Source organism: Rhodococcus sp. Q1 (genome assembly GCF_004153645.1).
GTDB lineage: Bacteria > Actinomycetota > Actinomycetes > Mycobacteriales > Mycobacteriaceae > Rhodococcus > Rhodococcus gordoniae.
In genome coordinates this window covers 57,753-80,133 of the sequence record NZ_SDMJ01000011.1, presented here as the reverse complement: position 1 = coordinate 80,133, position 22,381 = coordinate 57,753, and the positions used below count along the sequence as shown (strand labels likewise).

The window sequence follows — 22,381 nt, the reverse complement described above, 5'->3', positions numbered from 1 at the left end:
TTCACCCTCTCGAAGGAGGGCGGTCGATTTTCGAATGCGGAGAGCGATCAGATCTTTCCGAGATCCGGTGCCACGGCCTTCTGCATGTCCTCGTACGCGCGGTCGGCGTCGAGCGTGGGCGCGATGATGAGCAGGCGGAGACGGAGTTCGCCGCTGCCGTAGACGTACATCAGGCCGGAAGGTTGATCCGGAGCGGGGCCGACGATGTCGATTCCGTCCGGAGCATCGATGCCTCGCTGGGACACGCTGAGCGCATTCCAGTCGAACGCGATCCGCTCGGTTCTTCCCAGGCGTGGGGTCAGTGCGGACACCAGATCGTGCAACTCGGCGGTGAGATTGTCGCCTCGCGGCCACCATGCACCGTCGACGCCGGGGGAGTGCTCATCGGGGTCGCGGAGAAGCAGACGCACCGTGCGAGTCGGGACGTCGAAGGGCTGTCCGCCGTCGGCGGCGGCCTGGAAACGTCCCAGGCCGCGGCCGGTGAACGGGTGTCGTGGGCTTTCTGTCATGTCACACTCCGGTGCGGGAAACGGATCGAGGTCAGTAGAGGCATCCGATGTCCGCTTCGGTGGGTGAGGCGTGACCTCCCTCGCTGTCCCAACTCTGCAGTGCTTCGGAGGTGCCGGAGACGGCTCGGCTCGCGGCGGTCAACAACTCCTCCGCAGTGAGCATGTTCGACCGTTCCGACGCTCGATAGAGCAGCGCCCGAGCGGATACGGGGTCGGTCTCCGGCGGTACGACCACCAGAATGCGACGAGTTCCGTCCAGGCTGCGGACACCGAGTGTGCCGACGGACTGGTAGTGATACCCGTCGAGACGGACGGGATGGTCCTTGACGCGTCTGCGCCCTTCGATGGGCTGCCACGCAGTCATGCAGTAGGTGAGACGGGCGAGTACGCCGGCTCGGCCCGCCAGCAGCGTTTCGAGTCCGTCGAGTTCGGCGGACAGGTCGTCCGAGTGCGGCCACCAAGCCCCGTCCACGGGACCCATGGTCGGGTGCCCGGGTGTCAGCGACAACCGCGCCGGAGGCGTGGATGCGTGGTGAGAGGGCGAAGAAATGGGTCGATCCGAACGGAGTCGGTCGTGGTGCAGCGTCATGGCGACGCTCCTGACTAGGCCGCTCAGCGGCCTGCTCATTGGACGGTGACGACGAGAGCGGATGGTCTCGTGCTCACCGACATCTCCCAGCCTACCCGCGTCGCGATCGCGAGCGGTCGGTGCATGCTCGAACATTACGGTTGCCGTCGATGGATCCGTGCAGCTTGCCGAGACCATCGACTCTGCAGCCACCGGACTCGACCACATCCACGAAGCGGCCGCTCGTGGACGCGGCATGGTGCTGGCGTTGCTGCACAGCGGTAACTGGGACCTGGCGGGAGTGTGGATTGTCCAGAGGGCCGGCACACCGACCGTCGTGGCCGAGCGGTTACAACCGGAATCACTGTTCCGGCGCTTCGTCCGGTTTCGTGAAGGCCTGGGATTCGAGATCGTTCCGCTCACCGGTGGCACACTGCGCCACCGTTGGAACAGCTGACCGCCCGGGTTCGACAGGGACGGATAGTCGGGCTGCTCGGTGAGCGTGATCTGTCCGGAACCGACGTGCCGGTTTCCTTCTTCGGTGAACCGGTGTGCATGCCGCCCGGTCCGGCTCGGCTTGCGATCGACACCGGTGCGCCTCTGCTCCCCATGCGCTGCTGGTTCACCACCGACGGGTGGGGGTTCCACGTCGACGCGCCGATTGCGACCGTCGGCGGTGTGCAGGCCACGACCCAGGCCCTGGCCGACCGGTTCGCCGCCCATCCGGCCGACAGACGCATGCTGCAACCGGTATGGACCGCCGATCGGCGTGTCCACGGCGATGCGCGATCCGGATCGAGTCGATTCTGCTGCACTCCGGTCGCGTACACGGAGGCGTAGGCTCGGCTGTATCCGACGGCATCATGCGCAAACCACCCAGTTGCGCCATGCCGGAGTCGACGAGCCGGTCTTCCCGGAGGCCACGACGGGAGCGTCCCATGACGCCAGCACCTCGGTCCACGCCATCCCTACCGCCGCGCACGCCTACCCCGACCCCGCGAGTGCATCTACGTACGGACCCGAAGGATTACATCGACGCCACCTGGTGGCCGCGAACGAACAACCTTGCCACCGAACTTCCCGATCTGATCACCGCACTGCAGCTACGGACAGGCCCGATATCCCGCGTCGTCTACGACCCGAGTGCCTGGTCTCCTACCGACTCGCCGTTGATCGTGGGCGAGCGCCGCGTCCGCCTCGACCCGTACCCGTTCGAGTTGTCCGACACCGTGTATGTCTACGGAGTCAACGGCAGTGTGATGGTGCTGCAGGCCGTTCGCCCGATCGGCTCGATCGAATCGTAGCCTCCGAAGGCAACGGCCGGAGATGCTCGTTGCCCCGAAAGGTTCCGATCCCTGTATCGCTCGTGGCACCCTGAAATAGGACCGAAACCGTCGGCGAAAGGCCTGACTGTGAAGGCACTGGTATTTCACGGACCGGGAAAACGATCGTGGGAGGACGTTCCCGCCGCAACCATCCAGGACAGTACCGACGCGGTGGTGCGGGTCGACGCGGTCACCATCTGCGGCACCGACCTGCACATCCTCGGAGGGGATGTGCCCGAGGTGACCGACGGCCGGATCCTCGGCCACGAGGCCGTCGGCACCGTGGTCGAGGTGGGGGACGGAGTGCAGACACTCGCTCCCGGCGACCGAGTGCTCGTCTCGTGTATCACCGCGTGCGGTACGTGCCGCTTCTGTCGCGAGAGCCGGTACGGTCAGTGCCTCGGAGGCGGCGGCTGGATCCTCGGGCATCTGATCGACGGCACCCAGGCCGAACTGGTCCGAGTTCCGTACGCCGACAATTCGACCCACCGTATTCCCGACGGCGTGAGCGACGAGCAGATGCTGATGCTCGCCGACATTCTGCCCACCTCCTACGAGGTCGGCGTACTCAACGGCTGTCTTCGGCCGGCCGACGTCGTCGTCGTCATCGGAGCCGGACCCATCGGACTCGCCGCGATCCTCGCCGCACGACTGTTCAGCCCGAGCCGCATCGTCGCCGTCGACCTCGCCGACAGTCGCCTCGACGCGGCGAAGGCGTTCGGGGCGAACGTCGTGGTCAACAGCGGTCGCGAGGACGCGGCGGCCGTCGTCCGAGATCTCACGGGAGGTCTCGGCGCCGATGTCACCGTGGAGGCCGTCGGCTATCCCGAAACGTTCGAGCAGGCGGTCGCGCTCGTCAGGCCGTGCGGACACGTCGCGAACATCGGCGTGCACGGCAAACCTGCGACCCTGCACCTCGAGGACATCTGGATCAAGAACCTGACGATCACCACCGGGCTGGTCGACACCTACTCGACGCCCACACTGATCGGTCTCGTGAGCAGTGGTCAGCTCGACACGTCGCCGATGATCACGCACCGGTTCGCGCTCGACGAGTTCGAACAGGCCTACGACGTGTTCTCCCGTGCCGGCGAGACCGGTGCGCTGAAAGTACTCCTCACGGCCGGGTCGTGACGCTCATTCCTGTTGATCGGCGACATCGAGAAGCTGCTGGATCTGCTCCGGCTCGACCCCCGGAGCAAACCCGGCGAGACGACCGAGCGGCATCGACGCCGCCATCTTCAGAACACTCTCGTCGACCCCGACCTCGCCGCCGAGCGAACCGAACGCCTGCAGGACGATCTCGGCGGCAACGGGGTTCTGGAACAGTTCTCCGAGAGACGACTCCATCGTCAGCGGAATTCGCACCGCGTCGCCCGTCACGTCGACGGTGAGCGTCTGCCGGATGTCGCGGCACGACGCACCGATGTCGATGCTGTACGTGCCACCTTCGACCACCCAGGAATCGACGCGGGTGTCCCAGTAGGCGAGGTCGTCGCGTCGGATACTCACGGCGACACGCTGCGATTCGCCGGAATCCAGACGGACCTTGGCGAAGCCCTTCAACTCTCGCGGCGCCCGCGCAACGGACGAACCGGGTGCACCGACGTACACCTGCACGACCTCGGCGCCCGCACGCCCACCCGTGTTGGTGACGGTGACGTGCACCGTGAGATCGCCGTCGGATTCCACAGCGGCATCGGAGTATTCGAACGTCGTGTACGACAAGCCGTGACCGAAGGGGAAGGACACGTCGAGGCGACGCGCGTCGTACGAGCGGTATCCGACAAACAATCCTTCTCCGTACCGCACGTGGCCGTGTTCGCCCGGGAAGTTCGTGTGCGCCGGGGTGTCCTCGAGCCGGATCGGGACGGTCTCCGCGAGTCGGCCGCTCGGATTCACGTGCCCGTAGAGCACGTTGGCGACGGCGCCGCCACCGGCCTGCCCGAGCAGCCATCCTTCCACGATCGCCGGAACACGGTCGGCGAAGCCGCTGAGCCGCACGACACCGCCGTTCGACAACACGACGACGACGTTCGGGTTCGCCGTCAGCACAGCATCGAGCAGCGCGGTCTGACGCTGCGGGAGTTCGAGGTCGTCGCGGTCGAAACCTTCGGATTCGAGTTCGGCGGGTACACCGAGGAACACGACCGCGATATCGGCATCTGCGGCACGCTCTACCGCTTCGTCGACGAGTGCGGGCGAGTCCGATCCGTCGAGCGCGTAACCGGCGGCGAAGGGAACGTCCCGGCCGGACAGCGACCGGATCTCGTCGAGCGCGTTGTCGAGACGCGTCGGCTCGATCCGGGACGATCCGGCACCCTGGTAGCGCGGCGTGCGGGCCAGTTCACCGATCACCGCGATGTTCGCGTCGGTGGCGAGGGGGAGCAGGTCGTTCTCGTTGCGGAGCAGGACGATGCTCTGCCCGGCCACCTCGCGTGCGAGGGCGTGATGGGCATCGGCGTCGAAGGTCGCGCCGGGATCGGACGCAGCGACGGCCTTCTGCACCAGTTCGATCACCCGCGCGGCTGCCGTGTCGAGGACCGATTCGTCGACCGTGCCCGCCCGCACCGCCGCGACGATCTCGGCGTCCGTACGACCTCCTGTGGAGGGCATCTCGAGATCCAGACCTGCCGCGAGGGACGCGACGCGGTCGTCGACAGCACCCCAGTCGCTCACGACCAGACCCTCGAAACCCCACTCGCCGCGCAGGACGTCGGTGAGCAGCCACGGGTTACGGGACGAGTACACCCCGTTGATCCGGTTGTACGAGCACATCACCGTCCACGGCTGCGCGTCGCGCACGACCCGTTCGAAGGCACGCAGATAGATTTCCCGCAGTGGCCGCGGGTCGACGTCGGCGGAGACCCGCATCCGGTCGGTCTCCTGGTTGTTCGCCGCGAAGTGCTTGAGTGACGCACCGACACCCTGCGACTGCATGCCGTGCACGAGCGCAGCGCCCAGAACACCCGAGAGCAGCGGATCCTCCGACAGGTACTCGAAGTTCCGGCCGCACAAGGGGGAGCGCTTGATGTTGATACCGGGCCCGAGCAGGACACCGACCTGCAGTGCGCGGGCCTCCGCTCCCAACGCCGCGCCGACGCGCTCGAGCAACTCCGGGTCGAAGGAACACCCCAGCGCGACGGCAGGCGGGAAGCAGGTCGCGGGCACGGACGAGTGCAGACCGAGATGGTCGCCCTCGGCGGTCTGTTTCCGCACACCGTGTGGCCCGTCGGTGAGCATGATCGAGGGGATGTTCTCGCGCGCAATCGGTTCGGTGTGCCAGAAGTCGAGGCCGCTGGTGAGCGACGCCCTCTCCTCGACGGTCAGTCGCGCCACGATCTCGAGAGGTGAGCGGTCGGTCATGCTGCTCCTTCGGCGGGGTCGGTCCGCTGCACCATAACCCGTAGGAGAGACGGACGATATCGGTGGAACCGGACGTCGTGTTACAGCGGGAGGGCGGTTTCGATCCTGTCGGTAGACGGGTTAAGAATGTCCGATTGTGGTGGTTCTCGTCGGGGGACGAAGCGATCGGAGGAGTACGTGATCGAAGTGCACGCACCCGCGAAGGGAGTCGTGACGTTGCCCCGCGACCATCGATGGGTGGTGGTCGACGTCGAGACCTCGGGTGTGCGGTCCAACGCACATAGGGTCCTGAGCGTGGCCGCCCTCGTGTTGCGCGAGGACGGCTCTGTCGAGCAGGAGTTCTCGACCCTCGTCGACCCCGGCTGCGACCCGGGACCGGTGCACGTCCACAACCTCACGCGGGAGCGCCTCGCCGGGTCGCCGCGCTTCGAGGACATCGCCGGTGAACTCGCCGGGATTCTCGACGGCGCCACGATCGTCGCCCACAACGCGTCGTTCGACTACGGATTCCTCGACGCCGAGTTCCGTCGGGCCGGCACCTCGCTGCCGGCGGAGCACCGTCTGTGCACGCTCGCGTTGTCGCGCCGGCTCGAACTCGACGTCCCCAACTTCCGATTGGCGACCCTTGCGCAGCACTGGCAGGTCCAGCAGCTCCAGGAACACGACGCCTACGACGACGCGCGCGTCCTGTCCGAGATCTTCCTGCGCAGCGCGGCCATGGCCGACAACCTGCAATTGCCGTTGCCCGTCGTCAACTGCCGCAGCCGTAAGTCGGTGTATCCGGCATCCGTCCCGCGGGTCGCGTGCCAATGGAAGAACCCGGGTCGTCTCGGCGACGACGGCCTCGTCCAGGGCATGAAGGTCGTGATCAGCGGCTCCACCGTCACTCCGCGTGTCGCGCTCGCGAACCGGCTGACCGACGCCGGACTCGACGTGATGAACAACGCGAGCAAGCAGACCAGCGCCGTGGTGTGCAACGACCCCACGGTGCAGACCGCCAAGGTCCGCAAGGCGATGTCCGAAGGCATTCCCGTGATCAGCGAACACCAGCTCGAGAAGCTGCTGACGCGAGTGCGGCCGGGCGAACCGAAGGTCGCGACCGTCGTCGACATCATCCCGCCGCCGGAACCGCAGGTCGCGGTGGTGCCTCAGGTCCGAACACTGACGGGGCAGAAGCCCAAGATGTGGACCGGACGCACGGTGCTGTTGCTCGGCGGCACGCATCTGCAGGCCGTCATGATGCGCTCGCGCCTCACTCAGCTCGGTGCCCGGCCGGCCCTCAACTTCACGGCCGCCGTCACCGACGTGCTGGTCCTCGAAGGGGGAGAAGCCGACAAGCGGATGGCGCGGGTCGCGGCGCGTGAGTTGCCCGTCCTGCGACCCGACGACGTCGATGCCGCGGTGGAGAACGGAGTGGTGCCCCCGCACATGCGGGCGGAGTCGCGGCTGACGGCGCCGGTGCTGTCCCGCGGTGAGGTGATCGACCTGCCGTGCGACAGTCACCGCTGGGCCGTGAACGTCGCCTGGAAAGCCGAAGCCTTCGGCGACGAATTCGATCTCGACATTGTGGCCTTCCTGCTCGGCGCCGACGAGAAGGTCGACACCGACGACGATTTCGTCTTCTACAACAACCCGCTCTACGACGACGGTGTCGTCGAACTGACCATCGACGGGTCGAGCGAGCACTGCATCCGCGTCGACCTCGCGGAACTCCCCGCCGAATGCGAACGCATCGCCGTCGCCGCGGCGATCGACGGCAACCGCACCTTCGGCGAACTCGGCGCGGTATCGGTCAGCGTCGACAGCGAGGCCGGCACCGCCGCGACCTTCGTGCTCGACGCCGGCACCACCGAACGCACCATGGTGCTCGCCGAGATCTACCGTCGCGCCGGCACATGGCGGCTGCGCGCGGTGGGGCAGGGATACGACGACGACCTCGCAGCCCTCGCCCGCCGGTACGGGGTGGAAGTCGACGACTGATCTCTGCTTCGTCGCGCGGGTGAGGATCGCCTGAGCGCTGCGGAGCGCGAAGTGGTCATCGGTGCGTGTTATTGCGCGCGTTGATGACCATTTCCCGCTCCGCTGTCGGGGTCGGTGGCGGTGCTCGGGGCACCTTCTCAATGCATCCGCTCGCGAAATTGCTATCTGCACCTGCCGTAACCGTAGCGAATGACGAACCTGCGAGCGGATGGAAGTCGAATCAGCTGTTCCCCTTGCCTATTCGGTCCCGATCGATTGTCGGCCGACAACAACACAACTGCTCGAACGCGCGAAATGGTCATCGGTGCGTGTTATTGTGCGCTCCGATGATCATTTCCCGCTCCGCTGTCGGGGTTGGTGGCGGCGAGTTGGCGGGCCCAATCGGATTCGGTGTCGAAGAAGGCTTCTCCGCCGGTCGCGAAGGCGTCGCGGAGTTGCTTCAAGGCTTCGCTGAACTGCTCGATGCGTTCCACAGCTGACTCAGGCGTCCCCGAGGCCTTTCGACGGTAACCTGCAGCGAGTTGCTGCGCAGAATCGAAGTCGCCAAAACCGCGGACTGCAGTGAGTCTGGAAGCAGTCCGTGCTGCGGTCTCGAACTCGTCCAACATGACGTTGCAGATCCGCAGGATCTCATCGATCACATGTGGTTCGAGTCTGGTGAAGTCAGGCATACGTCCTCATCCTCCGCTCTCACTCGGGAATGTAAGGCTCGAGCGAGGTGACGAATTGATCCATGCCCGAGCACCATTCACTCTCGGGCGCCGGTTCTACCGTGTCAGTGTAGTAAAGCCGGTTGAACAGCACGATTCCGAATTCCGCTTGCAATGCGTACGTGCACTCGTTGTTCCCGCTCGGTCCCACCTCGCGTAGTCCGGCTCTGCCGTTGATCGTGATTGGGGAAGCCACATAGGCGTTCTTCGAGTGCTCTTCCTCGAGGGTGACGTTCCCGGACAGAATGTTGAGTCCGTACCCACGTCGCAGGCCGGGGACGTGGTCCCGTTTGTCGTAAGCGCAGCCGAGGAAGGTGTACGTCCCCATCGGCATGTCCGCGACTTCCTTCTTCCCCGCGTCGTACCCGGCCGCGTGCATGACGTCGTCGGGGATGTCGTAGCAGGGGTCGAAGGTGACGGGGGGTCTGCCGGAGTCGTCGGTGATGCGCGGGGTCCGGGTGGCCGACGTGGAAGCCGCGTCGCTCGTGGCCGGCTCCGCCGAACCCGGACTGCACGCCGTCGCCACTACCGCCAGTGCTGCGAGCGCGGCTGTTCCCCACCTACCCATGCGACCCCCCCGATCGATTTGTCGGCAGACGCTAACACAACCACCGATGGCAGTACTCCGGAGAGCGAAGTGGTCATCGGTGCGCGTTATTGCGCGCTCTGATGGCCGTTTCCCGCTCCGTTGACAGGGTCGGTGGTGGCGAGTTGTCGAGCCCAGTCGGCTTCGGTGTCGAGGAATGCTTCTCCGCCGGCGGCGAAAGCGTCGCGGAGTTGCAGAAGGGCGTCGATGAACTGTTGCATGCGTTCTCTGGCCGACTCGGGTGTGCCTGCAGCTTTACGGCGGTATCCTGCGGCGAGTTGTTGGGCGGAGTCGAAGTCACCGAAACCTCGCGTATCTGTGAGGTTATCGGCCCTCGCTCTGGACGCGTCCAGCTCCACCAACATGACTTCACAAATTCTCAAGATCTCGGATACGACATGCGGTTCAAGCCTGGTGAAGTCTGGCATGTAATTCCCTATTTGTTCCCGATGAACGGTTCGAGTGAAATAACGAGTTCTTCCATGCGCGAACACCACTCACTCTGAGGTACTTCTCCTGCGTGGTCCTTGTTGTAGAGCCTGTTGAAGAAGACGACACCGAAGTTGGTCTGAAGAACGTATTTGCATGCGGCAGAGTTCTCTTGGTCGATCTTGAGGAGTGCCCGACGTTCGTTAATGCTAGTTTCGGTCGCTATGGAGCCGTTCTTCGCGAGTTCTTCGTCGAGGGTCACATTCCCGGACAAGATACTGAGGCTATAGCCTCGCCGGACTCCGGGGACGTGGTCATCCTTTCGGTATGTACAACCGAGGAAGGTGTGGGTACCCATCGGGTAATCCGCGACTTCCTTCTTCGCCGCGTCGTACCCGGCTGCGTTCATGACGTCGTCGGGAATGTCATAACAGGGATCGAAGGTGACCGGTGGGCGGCCGGAATTGTCGGTGATGCGTGGGGTGCGGGTGGCCGACGTAGTTGTCTCGTCTTCGGTGACGTCGCCTGCGGCGCTCGGACTGCACGCCGTCACCACTGCCGCGACTGCGGTGAGCGCAACTGTTTCCCACCTACCCATACGACCCCCCGATCGACTGCCGTGCAGACGCTAACACAGAGCTGAGAACAGCGAGGAGACGTCGACTTCATGATCGCCGTACTCGAATGCCCTCGGCTCCAGGAAGCCGAGGGCATTCGGTCACCTCGCCAACCCCACTATGGGTGAGGGAGGCTCAGCGCTGAGCGTCAGTATGCAAAGGCGTAGTTGTATCCGCCGTAGCTGCTATGGCTTTCGTCCCGTGCAACCAGGGTGTAGTTCGGCGGCGCGCCGGTGCTACCCGAGAACAACGGGTAGGAGACCGAGTAGACGGCGGCGTAGACGTAGTGCGCACGCTCGTTCTCGATCAGAGCAGACACATACGAATCGGACTCGATGCCGACCTCGATGACGCCGCAGTAACTGCCGTCCTGCGCTTTGGCGGGCAGGCTGACGATCTTGCTGACCTCGCCGTACCGGTCGTCGTACGAGATCTGGTTGTTGTGCTGGTTGGAGCTGCAGAACACGTACTTCACCCCGCTGCCGGAGATGGTCACAGCCTGGGCCACGGGGGTGGTGAGCACTGCCGAACCTGCCGCGAGCGTGGCAGCAGCAGCGAGCGTTCCGATGAACTTCCTCATTGATTCCAATCCTTGTGTGAATGCTGTCGGCCTGGCACATCCCGCCCCGGATATGGGCTGCAGTCCGTATGTGGACGGGATGAGAGGAGGGCGAAGTGGCGGCTTATGGCCGCGGGTCGTCGAATCCTCCGAGATATCGCGCCTCCCACCACAGCGGACTGTGCGCAGCGATCCGTGCTCGTCGGCTCAGGGCAGGCCGAGAATGACGCGGCTGCGAGCCGGCGAACAGGTTCACTGCAATGTCCGTTCTGTATGGAATGACCGTATGGGTGTCGCGTGTGCCGGCGCCCGCGTTACACACTCCCGAAGCGCTCTCACAGCACCCCGGACCACGGGCGCGAACTGGTCATCGGAGCGCGCAATAACGCGCACCGATGACCGTTTCACGCGTCGCTATCGAGTCGCCCTCTGCCGGTGTCCGGGGCGCCTGAATCCACCCCGGTGATTGCCGCACGGCGGAACGGGCTACCCATTCGGGTAACCACCGGAAACATCGCAGTCGGGAGGCACGTTCATGAGTGACGACAGTTTCGGCGCACGCGACACCCTGAAGGTCGACGACACCGACTATCGGATCTATCGCATCGACAAGGTCCCGGGCTCGGAGCGACTGCCCTACAGCCTCAAGGTCCTGTTGGAGAACCTGCTGCGCACCGAGGACGGGCGTCTCGTCACCCGGGAGCAGATCGAGGCCGTCGCGGGATGGGATCCGAAGTCGACCCATAACCCGGAGATCCAGTTCTCCCCGGCACGCGTCCTCATGCAGGACTTCACCGGCGTCCCGTGCGTCGTGGACCTCGTCGCAATGCGCGACGCCATGACCCAGCAGGGCGGCGACCCGAAGCGCATCAACCCCCTGATCCCCACCGAGCTGGTCATCGACCACTCGGTGATCGCCGACGTCTTCGGCACCGAGGACGCCTTCCGGATCAACACCGATCTCGAGTTCCAGCGCAATCGTGAACGCTACGAGCTGCTGCGCTGGGCGCAGGGTGCCTTCGACGATTTCAAGGTGGTTCCGCCCGGCACCGGCATCTGCCATCAGGTGAACCTCGAGTACCTGGCCCGCGTCGTCTTCACGCGGGAGGACGGGGACGGCGGGCTCGTCGCCTATCCCGATTCGCTCGTCGGCACCGACTCGCACACCCCCATGGTCAACGGCCTCGGCGTGGTCGGCTGGGGTGTAGGTGGTATCGAAGCCGAAGCGGCGATGCTGGGCCAGCCCGCGTCGATGTTGATCCCGCAGGTCGTCGGCTTCAAGCTCACCGGCGAGCTGACGGAAGGCACGACGGCGACCGACCTCGTGCTCACCGTCGCCGAGATGCTCCGCAAAACAGGCGTGGTCGGCAAGTTCGTCGAGTTCTTCGGTCCCGGCGTGGCCAACGTGCCGCTCGCCAACCGCGCGACCATCGGCAACATGAGCCCCGAGTACGGCTCGACGATCTCGATCTTCCCGATCGACGACGTCACCCTCGACTACCTGCGCCTCACCGGACGCGACGACCGGCAGATCCGCCTCGTCGAGGCGTATGCGAAGGAACAGGGTCTGTGGCACGACCCGGATCGCGAGCCCGAGTACAGCGAGGTCGTCGAACTGGATCTGGCGAAGGTCCGCCCGTCCGTCGCCGGCCCGAAGCGACCGCAGGACCGCATTCCGGTCGCGCTCACGCCCAGGGCCGTGACCTCGCTGCTCAACGGTGAGGAGGTGCCCGACGTCGTCTCCCGCGTCCAGGATTCGGGTGTCGACGAGGGCGTGCTCGAATCGTTCCCCGCCAGCGACCCGGTGTCGGTGCGCAGCGAGGACTCCCGCGACGAGCCGCGCGAGCCCGTACCCGACGATGCCGATACCTCGGCACCACCGTCGAAGAAGGTCCCGGTGCGGATCGGCGACGGCGACGAGTTCGAACTCGACAACGGCCACGTGGTGATCGCGGCGATCACGTCGTGCACGAACACGTCGAACCCCTCGGTGATGATCGGCGCGGCGCTGCTCGCCAAGAAGGCGGTCGAGAAGGGGCTGCGGAGCAAGCCGTGGGTGAAGACCACGCTGGCTCCGGGGTCGCGGATCGTCACCGACTACTACGAACGTTCGGGTCTGACACCGTATCTCGACAAGCTCGGCTTCAATCTCGTCGGCTACGGCTGCACGACCTGCATCGGCAATTCCGGCCCGCTTCCCGACGAGATTGCCGCCGCGATCGACGAGCACGACGTCAACGTCTCGGCCGTGCTGTCGGGCAACCGCAACTTCGAGGGACGGATCCATCCGCAGACGAAGATGAATTTCCTCGCGTCGCCGCCGCTGGTGATCGCGTATGCGCTGGCCGGCTCGATGCTCGTCGACCTCTTCAAGGACCCGCTCGGCACCGACACCGAGGGCAACGAGGTCTACCTGCGCGACATCTGGCCCACCACGCAGGAGATCCAGGAGGTCATCGACGACGCGGTGCGCGCGGAGATGTTCGAGACCGGCTACCAGGACGTCTACACGGGCGACGAGACGTGGCGGAATCTCGACGTGCCCGACAGTGAGGTGTTCGAGTGGAAGGACGAGTCGACGTACGTGCGGCGACCTCCGTATTTCGAGGGCATGTCGTCGGAGCCCGACCCGCTGCGCGACATCGAGGGCGCGCGGGTGCTCGCGCTGCTCGGCGATTCGGTGACCACCGACCACATCTCGCCGGCCGGGTCGATCCGACGGGACAGCCCCGCCGGTCGCTACCTGCAGGAGCACGGCGTCGACCAGGCCGACTTCAACTCCTACGGTTCGCGACGGGGCAACCACGAGGTGATGATCCGCGGCACCTTCGCCAACATCCGGCTGCGCAACCAGCTCGTGCCGGACGTCGAGGGAGGCGTCACCCGGTATCTGCCGACCGGCGAGCAGATGAGCATCTACGACGCCGCGCAGAAGTACGCGGAGGACGGCACTCCGCTGGTCGTGCTCGCGGGCGCGGAGTACGGGTCGGGTTCGTCGCGTGACTGGGCGGCGAAGGGCACGCTGCTGCTGGGTGTGCGGGCGGTGATCGCGCAGTCGTACGAGCGCATCCACCGCTCCAATCTCATCGGCATGGGCGTGCTGCCGCTGCAGTTCCCGGAGGGCGAGTCGGCGCAGAGCCTCGGCCTGACGGGGGAGGAGGAGTTCACCATCACCGGTCTGGAGGGCGGCAACGAGATTCCCGAGACCGTGCACGTGAAGGCGGGGGATATGGAGTTCGACGCGACGGTACGCATCGACACCCCCGCCGAGGCCGAGTACTTCCGGCACGGCGGAATCCTGAAGTACGTGCTGCGCCAGCTCGCGCAGTGACAACAGAAGCGGGGGCTCGTGGCTACTGGGCCGCGAGCCCCCGTTCCGCTGCGGCGGTGCGTACGGCGTCGATGACCAGCCGCAGCGGGGGCCGTTCCGCAGCGATCCCGCGATGGGCGATGGAGATCGTGCGAATGAGCGGTTCGGTCAACGCCACGACCTCGACTCCGGGTGGGCTCAACGTCAATCCGAGATCGGAGACGAGGGTGACGCCCAGCCCCGCGGCGACCATCGACAACGCTGTCGCCTGCTCACCGACTTCGTGGTTGATCCTGGGCTCGAACCCCGCACGCTGACACGCGAGGCTCACCGCGCGACCGAAATGAGAGTGGGGCCCAGCGAGAACCCAGGGGTGCTCGGCGAGGTCGGCGAGTGCGATGGTGCCTGCCGGCACCGTTCCGGGTGGCACCGCGGCGTGCAGTCGCTCGACCGCGATCACCACCCTCGTCAACTCCGGATCCCACAGCATCGGGTAGCCGGAGTATTCGATGACGAAGGAGAAGTCGAGGGAACCGTCGCGGACGGCGTCGGCGGTCTCTTCGGGCGTGAGCTCTCGCGTCCGGACCTCGATGCCGGGGTGTTCGGCGGCCAGCAGCGCCAGTGCAGTGGGTATCAGCGTGGACGCGACGGACGCCCACACGCCGGCTGTGAGACGCGCGGTGACACCGTCGCGTGTCCGTTCGAGTGCGGTCGTCGCGCGTTCCACCGACTGCAGGATGTCTTCGGCATGCTCGGCGAGCAGTACACCGGCTTCGGTCAACTGGACCCGACGCCCCCGGCGTTCGAAAAGCCTTGCGCCGACATCCCGTTCGAGTTGGGTGAGCTGTTGCGAGACCGCCGAGGTGGTGTAGTGCAGGGCGAGCGCGGCGGCCGTCACGGTGCCACGGCGATGCAGTTCTCGAAGCATCCGTAACCGGCGCAGCGACAGCTCCATGTCGTCAGCGTAGGTAACGCACACAGGCTCGCAACCGCTGCGACATCGCGCTGTGTAGAAATCGTGAACTCTCACCTTCGAGTTTCGTAACTGGACGCTCCGCGCTACCCCCGGGCACGCTGGCGTCACCGGCCGAATCGCCGTAGCGACGACTCTGACGAACGGGGGACCGCACATGACCACGATGGCAGCACGCGTCGACGCGGTGGACACCCGCCAGGACGAACCTTTCATGCGCCTGATCTGGACGGACCCGGTGACGGGTGCGCACGGCTATCTCGTCGTCCACACCCTGGTGGGTGATATGGCGACCGGCGGCACACGCATGCGGGCCGGGTGCACGATGTCGGAGGTCGAGGATCTGGCGCGAGGAATGGCGGCCAAGACCGCGGTGTTCGACCTGCCGGTGGGCGGCGCGAAGGGCGGGATCGACTTCGATCCGAAGGATCCCCGTGCCGTCGGCGTGCTGCAGCGGTTCTGCCAGGCGATGCGTCCGTGGCTGAACGCGCATTGGGTCACGGCCGAGGACCTGGGTGTTCCCCAGCATCTTCTCGACGAGGTCTTCGAGCGGCTTGGCCTGCACCAGTCGTTCCATGCCGCGATCTGCCGCGCGGCGGATCCGGCGATCACCCTGGACCGGGTGCGGATGTCCCTGAACGCGCCGGTCGACGGCGGTTTCCTGCTGGGCGACGTGATCGGTGGTTACGGCGTTGCGCAGGCCTGCATCGCCACCGCGAACGCGTTCCGATGGATGCCGGCCGAGACCACCGTCGCGATCCAGGGAATCGGCACGATGGGTGGTGGCGCCGCCTGGTATCTGCACGAAGCGGGTATGCACGTGACCGCCGTCGCCGATGCCGCCGGAACGCTGTATTGCCGTGAAGGGCTGGATATCCCGCTATTGCTCGACCTGCGGGACGAATACGGGGAGATCGACCGATCCCGCGTTCCGTCGAATGTCGAGCAACTTCCGCGCGACGCGGTGATCGGCATTCCTGCCCACATCTTCGTTCCCGCTGCCATCTCCTACGCCATCACGGCGGAGAACGTCGGGCGGGTCGCCGGGCGGGTCGTGGTCGAGGCCGCGAACTCCGCGACGACTCCTGACGCCGAAGCCGTGCTCACCGGTCGCGGCATCCCGGTCATCCCGGATTTCGTCGCCAACGCCGGCGCGGTCGCGTGGGCATGGTGGGTGCTGCTCGGGTGGGTGGGAACCGACCCGGAGGAGTCGTTCCGGCGCCTGCGTACCGAGATGCCGACCAAGATCACGCTGCTGGTCGAACGCTGGGCGCTGGATCGGGTGCCGCCGCGGCAGACGGCACGCGAACTCGGAGCGACCAACCACGCGCCGGCGGCCTCGCGCACGATCACCATCCCCTGACACTTCCACTCACCCCGTTCCTGCAGGTCAGCGCCTCGACGGCGAAGATCGGCAAGCGCGACGGCCCGTGTCGTCCGGATCCGGAAACGCGTATGTCGATCAAGACTTCTAAGGTGGACATACCCGTCCCCGTGGACGGGTGGAAGGACGTCCGCAAGGGTGAGTGGAGTGCGCGTGGAGTCAGGCGAGAGCGAACCCCTACTGAGGGATCGCGTGCAGCGCCTGCTTGCCTTCCTTGCCGAGCTCGTCAAGGCCCGCAGCACGCCCATCCGCGTCGTCGACAAACACCGCGCCGTGATGTCCCTCGAGGAGGGAAACATCAGAGCCGGGCTGCGGCCCCATGCCGCATCGGGCGACGTCATCCTGCGTGCGCGCCGCGCGCGGCTCGAAGAACCGCCGCGTCCGCCCGCAGAACTCGCGAAATACGTGCACGGAGACATCGCGGAGTCCGCCGTCGAGCCCGAACTCGACCCGCAGGCCATCGGCGTCGACGGTCTCGACGCCTGGCTGACGGACTGGCGGGCGTGGGCGGTCGTCGACCGCGAGCGGCAGGCCGCCTCGCATCTGTACAGCTTCCTGCAGCGAGCCATGCTCGATCTCGAGGACCAGCCCGAATCGCTGGAGCTCGTCGTCGCGTCCGGGTTGCTGCACCTCTCCGAGGGTATTGCGGGCGCGCGGGTCCACACGCACCTGATCACGCAGGCCGCGCTCATCGAGCGACAGGGCGACTCCGGCGACCTGGTGGTCCGGCTGAGTCCCAACGCCGGGCCGTCGCTGGAAGACGTCCAGCTCCTCACCGGACTGGAGGTCTTCGACCCGACGAGCGTCCGCGAATTGCACGATTCCCTCGTCACCCAGGTCGCCTCGCCTCTCGACCCCGCGGCCCGCGCGTTCCTGAAGAGCTGGACCGAGCGGGCGCTCACCGTGCCGGTCGACATCGTCGAGCGGCCGGGCGAAGCATCGTCGTCCGATGCGTTCGTGACACCGTCGCCCGTACTCGTACTGCGCAAGCGTGGCGCCCACGCGCTCATCGAGTACTACAGCCGCATGACCGAGGCGGCCGCCGACGAGTCGAACCCGGTGCCGCTCGGGCTGGCGCAGCTCGTCGAAGCGATCGAACCGGACGACCGGGTCGCCTGGCTCGACCGTATCGGCACGCCGTCGACCGAGTTCACCGGGGAGCAGCTGATGCCGCTGCCCGCCAACGAGGAGCAGCGCGACATCATCGACCGGCTCGCCGGTGACAGCGGTGTCGTGGTCGAGGGACCACCGGGCACGGGCAAGACCCACACCATCGCCAACATCGTCGCGGCGCTGCTCGCACGGGGCCAGCGCGTACTGGTCACCAGTGAGAAGGCGCAAGCCCTGCGTGTACTCCGCGAGAAGCTCCCGTCCGAACTGCAGGAACTGTGCGTGGCCGTCACCGACCCGGTGCACGGCGGCACGGTGGAGCTCACCCGCAGCGTCAGCGAAATCGCCATCCGCAAGGCGCAATTCAACGTGCGGCGCGCACAGGAGCGCATCGACGAACTCACCACGCAGCGCAACGACGCACTGGAGCGTCGCGCGACGCTGATGGAACAGATCCGGCAGGCGCGCGCGGAGGAAACCGAGGTCCACGCCGACGTCGCCGCCGGTTACGAGGGGACGGCCGCGTCGATCGTCCGGCGGGTCCGCGCGCACGAAGCCAAGTACGCGTGGTTGCCGGCGCCTCTGCTCACCGACACCCCACCGCTGACCGTCGACGAGCTGGTCACGCTCCACTCGTTGCATCAACGGTCGAGCGTCGAGCGCGCGCGCCGTCGCCAGCAGCGCTTCCCCGAACTGTCCCTGCCCACCCAGAGGGAACTGCAGTACGCGTGCGCCGCCGTCTCCCAGGCATCGAGCGGCACCACCAACGGTGAGACGCAGGGCCTGCTGCGGGTTCTCGAGAGTGCGTCGCTCGAAGCACTCGGCCGCATCCGCGACCTGTGCGAGCAGCTGCAGGGTGCCCTCGAGGACGCGGACCGGCTCGACGCGCGGATCCAGCGCGTCGCCGACGACGTCCTGTCGGGCCGGGCCCAGCATCTGTGGGGGAAGACCGCCGAACTCGCTGAGCTCGTGCAGGCCGCGCAGGAGGCCGACCGGATCATCGGTGCCGGCTCGGTGGAGACCGCCGTGACGGGACGGCAGGCCTTCGAGGCGTACGACGCGCTCGCGCGCAAGCTGGAGGCGGGCGACACCTGGCGCAGCGGTTTCACCCGCTTCCGGCGCAGCGACGAGCAATCCGCCGTCGAGGCACTCGGTGAACTCGCGACCGTCGACGGCGTCGCGGCCACCACCGCCCAGACCGCGCGCATCGTCGCCGAGCACCTTCGTGCGCTCGAAGCGATCCGGGTCGCGCGCGTCGTGCTTCGCGATCTCGGCATCGATATCGAACTCGACGAGTCGCGCAGCCGTGCGGTCGGCACCCTCGTATTCCTCGACCGGGACCGCGCCATCGTCGACAATCTGGTGGCACGTGTGCACGACGTCGAATCGGCACTGCGCGAAGTCCATCCGGGTGCGCCGCGGATCACGAGCATCGAGCAGGCGCGCTCCACCGCGGAGTCGGCACGGACCATCGCCGCAGCGGGCACCGCGGAAGCGAGCAAGAACTGGCTCGAATCCATCGGCATGTACGTGCGGAGCCAGATCTCCGGGGGAGCGTCGCCCGAAGGACGCGCGCTGGCACGGGCCTTCCACGACGCCGACTTCGACGCCATCAATGCGGCCTTGGATGCGTGGGACCGGGCGGCGGGGGAGCAGCGCGAGGAGCTGGAACTCGTCTCCCTCCATGCGCGCCTGACCACCGCTGCACCCGCGCTCGCACAAGCTCTCGCCGAGAATCCGTTGAGTCTGGCGTGGCCGGTTCGCCTCGCAGACGTCGAGGAGGCGTGGGCGTGGCGACGCGCAGACGAATGGGTGCGGCGCTTCCAGGAGCGAAACGACGACGGGCAGTTCGAACGCGAACTCGATGCCGTCGAGAAGGACCTCGCGCGTCTCACGACCGAGCTCGTCGAGGAGAAGGCATGGAGCGCGTGTCTCGACCGCACCACCGCCGAGCAGGTGCAGGCGCTCCATTCGTACCGCGACCATGTCGCGAGTATCGGTAAGGGAACCGGGCGCTACGCGGAACGTTATCGGGCGGCTGCGCGTGAGGCCATGCAGGTCGCGCAGGGCGCGGTGCCGGCCTGGGTGATGCCGCTGCAACAGGTGCTGGCTTCGATTCCGCCCGAGCAGAATTCGTTCGACGTCGTCATCGTCGACGAAGCGAGCCAGACCGACATCAGCAGCCTGTTCCTGTTGTGGTTGGCGCCGCGCGTGATCATCGTCGGCGACGACAAGCAGTGTGCACCGAGTGCGGTGTCGCTGGGTGCGCTCGACGGGGTGTTCAGCCGCCTCGACTCGTATCTGCCCGACATCCCGAACTACCTGCGCGACAGCTTCACTCCGCGGTCGAGCCTGTTCTCGTTGCTACGGTCGAGGTTCGGCAGCATCGTCCGGTTGCGCGAGCACTTCCGGTCGATGCCGGAGATCATCGCGTGGTCGAGCGACCAGTTCTACGCCGACGATCCGCTGGTTCCCATGCGGCAGTACGGCTCCGATCGTCTGCAGCCGTTGCGCACCACGCTCGTCGAGGACGGGGCCGTCACCGGCCAGAACTCGACGCTGACGAACTACGCCGAGGCACATGCCCTGGTCGACACGCTCGTGAAGTGCGTCGAGGACCCGGCCTACGACGGCAAGACCTTCGGTGTGGTGGTGCTGCAGGGGCAGCTACAGGTCGACATCATCCAGAACGAGCTACTGGACCGGCTCACCCCGGACCAGTGGGAGGAACGCAGGCTTCGCGTCGGCACGCCCCCTGACTTCCAGGGCGACGAACGGAATGTGGTGTTCCTGTCGATGGTCGTCGCGCCCGAACAGAACATCGCGGCGTTGACCCGGACCGAATACCAGCGACGCTTCAACGTGGCAGCCTCGCGTGCCCAGGACCAGCTGTGGCTGTTCCACTCGAGGACGATCGACACGCTGCGCCGCACCGACCTGCGGTACTCGCTGCTCACCCACATGCGGACGACGTCCCCGCGGCCGGCCGAGCCGATGCCCGCCGGCGTGACGCGTGACGAGCGGCACGAGGCATTCGACAGCCTCTTCCAGCAGGACGTCTTCCTGGACATTGCCACTCGCGGCTATCACGTGAACCCGCGGGTCGAGGTGAACGGACACTTCATCGATCTCGTCGTGACCGGGGCGGCAGGCAAGTTGGCAGTCGCCTGCGACGACGAGCAGTGGCACACGAGCCCCGACCGGCAGAACGCCGATCTGGAGCGAGAGCGTGAGCTGCACCGCAGTGGCTGGAAGTTCTGGCGGGTCCGGGAATCGGAGTACTACCTCGACCCGGTTGCGGCCATGGCCGGGGTGTGGGAGGAGTTGGAGCGCCGCGGAATCGCGGCGGGCCGGGTGGATGGGCCGGCGCCAGGGCTCGACAGCATCAGTAACCTCAGCGGCCAGTAGACCGCGACCAGCGAAAGATCCCCGAAGACGTTGTCTTCTGGGATCTTTCGTATGTGGATCTATGCGGGCTCAGAAGAGCATGGTGAGGTGACGGAATGCGAAGCCGTGATACAGAAACCAGTAGACGATCAGGAGCGTTTCGTGTGTCTGCTCGCCGCGGTCGGCAGCATGTGCAGTCGGTCGAAAAGCTGATCGTGAGCGTGGAGCCTTTGGCATGCTCGCAACCGTGAGTGCGAAGAAATTGCCTGGCGTCTTGTGTCTGGAGGGGGAGTGGTTCGATGGGATGGAAGGCAGGGTGAGCATCGAGCCGGTACTGAGACTGCTGGAACTGAGCGGCACATTACGTCTGGTGCATCGAGACGTAGCGACGAGGGTTGAACTGGAGTTCCACCTGAACAGATGGCTCGGAAGAACTAAGGGGATGTCCGGATACAACCTTTGCTACTTCGGTTTGCACGGCAGTTCGGAGACACTTTATCTCGGCGAGGAAGATATTTCGTTGGAGGACTTCGCCGCGATCCTGTCGGGTAAGTGCAGCGGCAAGGTGCTCTACTTCGCCGCGTGCAAGGTTCTCGCAGCACCTGATGGCGTGCTGCAGGACTTCTGCAAGACCACGGGTGCCAAAGCGGTCGTGGGCTATACGCGCGATGTCGATTGGTTCGAAGCAGCGGCCTTCGAGATCTTGATGATCTCGCGCCTCATCCACTCGGTCAGGATGAAGTCTGCCTACAACAGTCTCGCCACGAAATACCCCGACTTGACTGCGAAGCTGGGGTTTCGAATGGCTCATGCAACCTGGGCGTCCGACAGAGCAATCGCGCAGTCCGCAATCGAATAGAGGGTTGGAGCGTCTGACGGCGGCCGAGCACCGTCGTGAGTTCGGTGACCCGTATCCTGCGCTGGTGCAGATTCCGCGCTTTCCTCGTGCGATGAGACAGCCGAGCGTCCGTGCTGATCGGGCCGCTCACATCTATGCGCCCCATGTCGAACCGATCAACAGGCTGGTCGACACGATCAGCAACGAGCGGCAGGTCGAGAACTTGCCGTACCTCGATCCAACATTTGGCGGAACAGAGGCCTCGGTACTTCTGATGTTGAAAGCACCCGAAGCCGACGCAGACCCGAGCCGATCCGGAGCTCGTTTCCTCAGCCTCGACAACGACGACCCCGTGGCTGCACGGATCTTCGAGGCATGCAGCAAGGAGGGGATCGACCGTTCGTCACTGGTCGCGTGGAACATCTGTCCTTTCCCCATTGTGGGATCGGTGCCGAATGCAGAAGAACTGAGGCGGGCGACGCCCTACAACATGCAGCTGTTGAGTCTGTTGCCCGAGCTGAAGGCTGTCGTACTACTCGGGGTGCCGGCCAAGTCGGGCTGGAAGCGCTGCGGTTTCCGCGTGCCAGGAGCCGAGATCATCGAAGGAGCGTCCCCATCTGCGCCGGGTATCAACCACCCTGGGAACCGGGAAGCGTTCGAGTCCGCCATGCGGAGTGCCGCGGAAGCGATCGAGGGAGAAGGCTGATGATCGGACCCGGCCGCGATCGAT

17 protein-coding genes and 1 pseudogene are annotated in these 22,381 nt (G+C 65.9%); 9 read left to right on the top strand and 9 right to left on the bottom strand.

Going from position 1 to position 22,381, the window contains the following annotated elements:
• Positions 1-47: 47 nt before the first annotated feature.
• Together EQ874_RS21310 and EQ874_RS21305 are read right to left on the bottom strand one after the other, a co-directional pair.
• Positions 48-509 carry a DUF5994 family protein gene (locus EQ874_RS21310; RefSeq protein WP_064060096.1) on the bottom strand — a complete coding sequence of 154 codons (462 nt, stop codon included), beginning with the start codon at positions 507-509 and terminating at the stop codon, positions 48-50.
• Between the two features lie 31 nt (positions 510-540).
• Positions 541-1,098: a DUF5994 family protein gene (locus EQ874_RS21305; RefSeq protein ID WP_228044967.1), complete on the bottom strand. Its 558-nt coding sequence runs from the start codon at positions 1,096-1,098 to the stop codon at positions 541-543.
• A gap of 137 nt (positions 1,099-1,235) precedes the next feature.
• Here EQ874_RS21305 and EQ874_RS21300 point away from each other — a divergent pair.
• From EQ874_RS21300 to EQ874_RS21290, 3 genes and pseudogenes are all read left to right on the top strand, one after another.
• A pseudogene (locus EQ874_RS21300) lies at positions 1,236-1,917 on the top strand (phosphatidylinositol mannoside acyltransferase); the annotation flags it as partial.
• 161 nt (positions 1,918-2,078) lie between these two features.
• The gene (locus tag EQ874_RS21295; RefSeq protein ID WP_064060094.1) at positions 2,079-2,381 is read left to right on the top strand and encodes a DUF5994 family protein; all 303 of its coding nucleotides are present in this window, start codon (positions 2,079-2,081) and stop codon (positions 2,379-2,381) included.
• A gap of 108 nt (positions 2,382-2,489) precedes the next feature.
• Positions 2,490-3,536: a zinc-dependent alcohol dehydrogenase family protein gene (locus EQ874_RS21290; protein ID WP_129978083.1), complete on the top strand. Its 1,047-nt coding sequence runs from the start codon at positions 2,490-2,492 to the stop codon at positions 3,534-3,536.
• A 3-nt stretch (positions 3,537-3,539) separates the two neighbouring features.
• Here the strand turns inward: EQ874_RS21290 and EQ874_RS21285 are convergent, their stop codons facing one another.
• Positions 3,540-5,768 carry a glycoside hydrolase family 3 C-terminal domain-containing protein gene (locus tag EQ874_RS21285; protein WP_129978082.1) on the bottom strand — a complete coding sequence of 743 codons (2,229 nt, stop codon included), beginning with the start codon at positions 5,766-5,768 and terminating at the stop codon, positions 3,540-3,542.
• Between the two features lie 126 nt (positions 5,769-5,894).
• Between EQ874_RS21285 and EQ874_RS21280 the strand changes: the two genes are divergently transcribed.
• Entirely contained in the window at positions 5,895-7,748 is a 1,854-nt protein-coding gene (locus EQ874_RS21280; RefSeq protein ID WP_129978081.1) for a TerD family protein, read from the top strand.
• 311 nt (positions 7,749-8,059) lie between these two features.
• Here EQ874_RS21280 and EQ874_RS21275 read toward each other — a convergent pair whose 3' ends face one another.
• From EQ874_RS21275 to EQ874_RS21255, 5 genes are all read right to left on the bottom strand, one after another.
• Positions 8,060-8,419, bottom strand: coding sequence for a hypothetical protein (locus EQ874_RS21275; RefSeq protein ID WP_129978080.1), 360 nt, complete (start codon positions 8,417-8,419; stop codon positions 8,060-8,062).
• A gap of 19 nt (positions 8,420-8,438) precedes the next feature.
• Positions 8,439-9,026: a DUF3558 domain-containing protein gene (locus EQ874_RS21270; RefSeq protein ID WP_129978079.1), complete on the bottom strand. Its 588-nt coding sequence runs from the start codon at positions 9,024-9,026 to the stop codon at positions 8,439-8,441.
• 86 nt (positions 9,027-9,112) lie between these two features.
• A complete protein-coding gene (locus EQ874_RS21265) occupies positions 9,113-9,472 on the bottom strand; it encodes a hypothetical protein (RefSeq protein ID WP_037215801.1) in 360 nt (119 codons plus the stop codon).
• Positions 9,473-9,480: 8 nt separating this feature from the next.
• Entirely contained in the window at positions 9,481-10,071 is a 591-nt protein-coding gene (locus EQ874_RS21260) for a DUF3558 domain-containing protein (protein WP_129978078.1), read from the bottom strand.
• Between the two features lie 167 nt (positions 10,072-10,238).
• Positions 10,239-10,670 (bottom strand): hypothetical protein, encoded by a 432-nt coding sequence (locus tag EQ874_RS21255; RefSeq protein ID WP_129978077.1) that lies wholly within the window; start codon positions 10,668-10,670, stop codon positions 10,239-10,241.
• Positions 10,671-11,184: 514 nt separating this feature from the next.
• Between EQ874_RS21255 and EQ874_RS21250 the strand changes: the two genes are divergently transcribed.
• Entirely contained in the window at positions 11,185-13,980 is a 2,796-nt protein-coding gene (locus EQ874_RS21250; protein WP_129978076.1) for an aconitate hydratase, read from the top strand.
• Positions 13,981-14,002: 22 nt separating this feature from the next.
• Here EQ874_RS21250 and EQ874_RS21245 read toward each other — a convergent pair whose 3' ends face one another.
• Positions 14,003-14,914 (bottom strand): LysR family transcriptional regulator, encoded by a 912-nt coding sequence (locus tag EQ874_RS21245; RefSeq protein WP_129978075.1) that lies wholly within the window; start codon positions 14,912-14,914, stop codon positions 14,003-14,005.
• A gap of 175 nt (positions 14,915-15,089) precedes the next feature.
• On the opposite strand from EQ874_RS21245, the gene EQ874_RS21240 reads away from it, so the two are divergent.
• The 4 genes from EQ874_RS21240 to EQ874_RS21225 all read left to right on the top strand — a co-directional run bounded on the left by EQ874_RS21240 (position 15,090) and on the right by EQ874_RS21225 (position 22,357).
• Positions 15,090-16,295 carry a Glu/Leu/Phe/Val dehydrogenase dimerization domain-containing protein gene (locus tag EQ874_RS21240; protein WP_129978074.1) on the top strand — a complete coding sequence of 402 codons (1,206 nt, stop codon included), beginning with the start codon at positions 15,090-15,092 and terminating at the stop codon, positions 16,293-16,295.
• A gap of 213 nt (positions 16,296-16,508) precedes the next feature.
• Entirely contained in the window at positions 16,509-20,834 is a 4,326-nt protein-coding gene (locus EQ874_RS21235; RefSeq protein WP_129978073.1) for an AAA domain-containing protein, read from the top strand.
• A 226-nt stretch (positions 20,835-21,060) separates the two neighbouring features.
• Positions 21,061-21,672, top strand: coding sequence for a DUF6642 family protein (locus EQ874_RS21230; RefSeq protein WP_129978072.1), 612 nt, complete (start codon positions 21,061-21,063; stop codon positions 21,670-21,672).
• A 4-nt stretch (positions 21,673-21,676) separates the two neighbouring features.
• Positions 21,677-22,357, top strand: coding sequence for a hypothetical protein (locus EQ874_RS21225; protein ID WP_129978071.1), 681 nt, complete (start codon positions 21,677-21,679; stop codon positions 22,355-22,357).
• Positions 22,358-22,381: the final 24 nt, after the last annotated feature.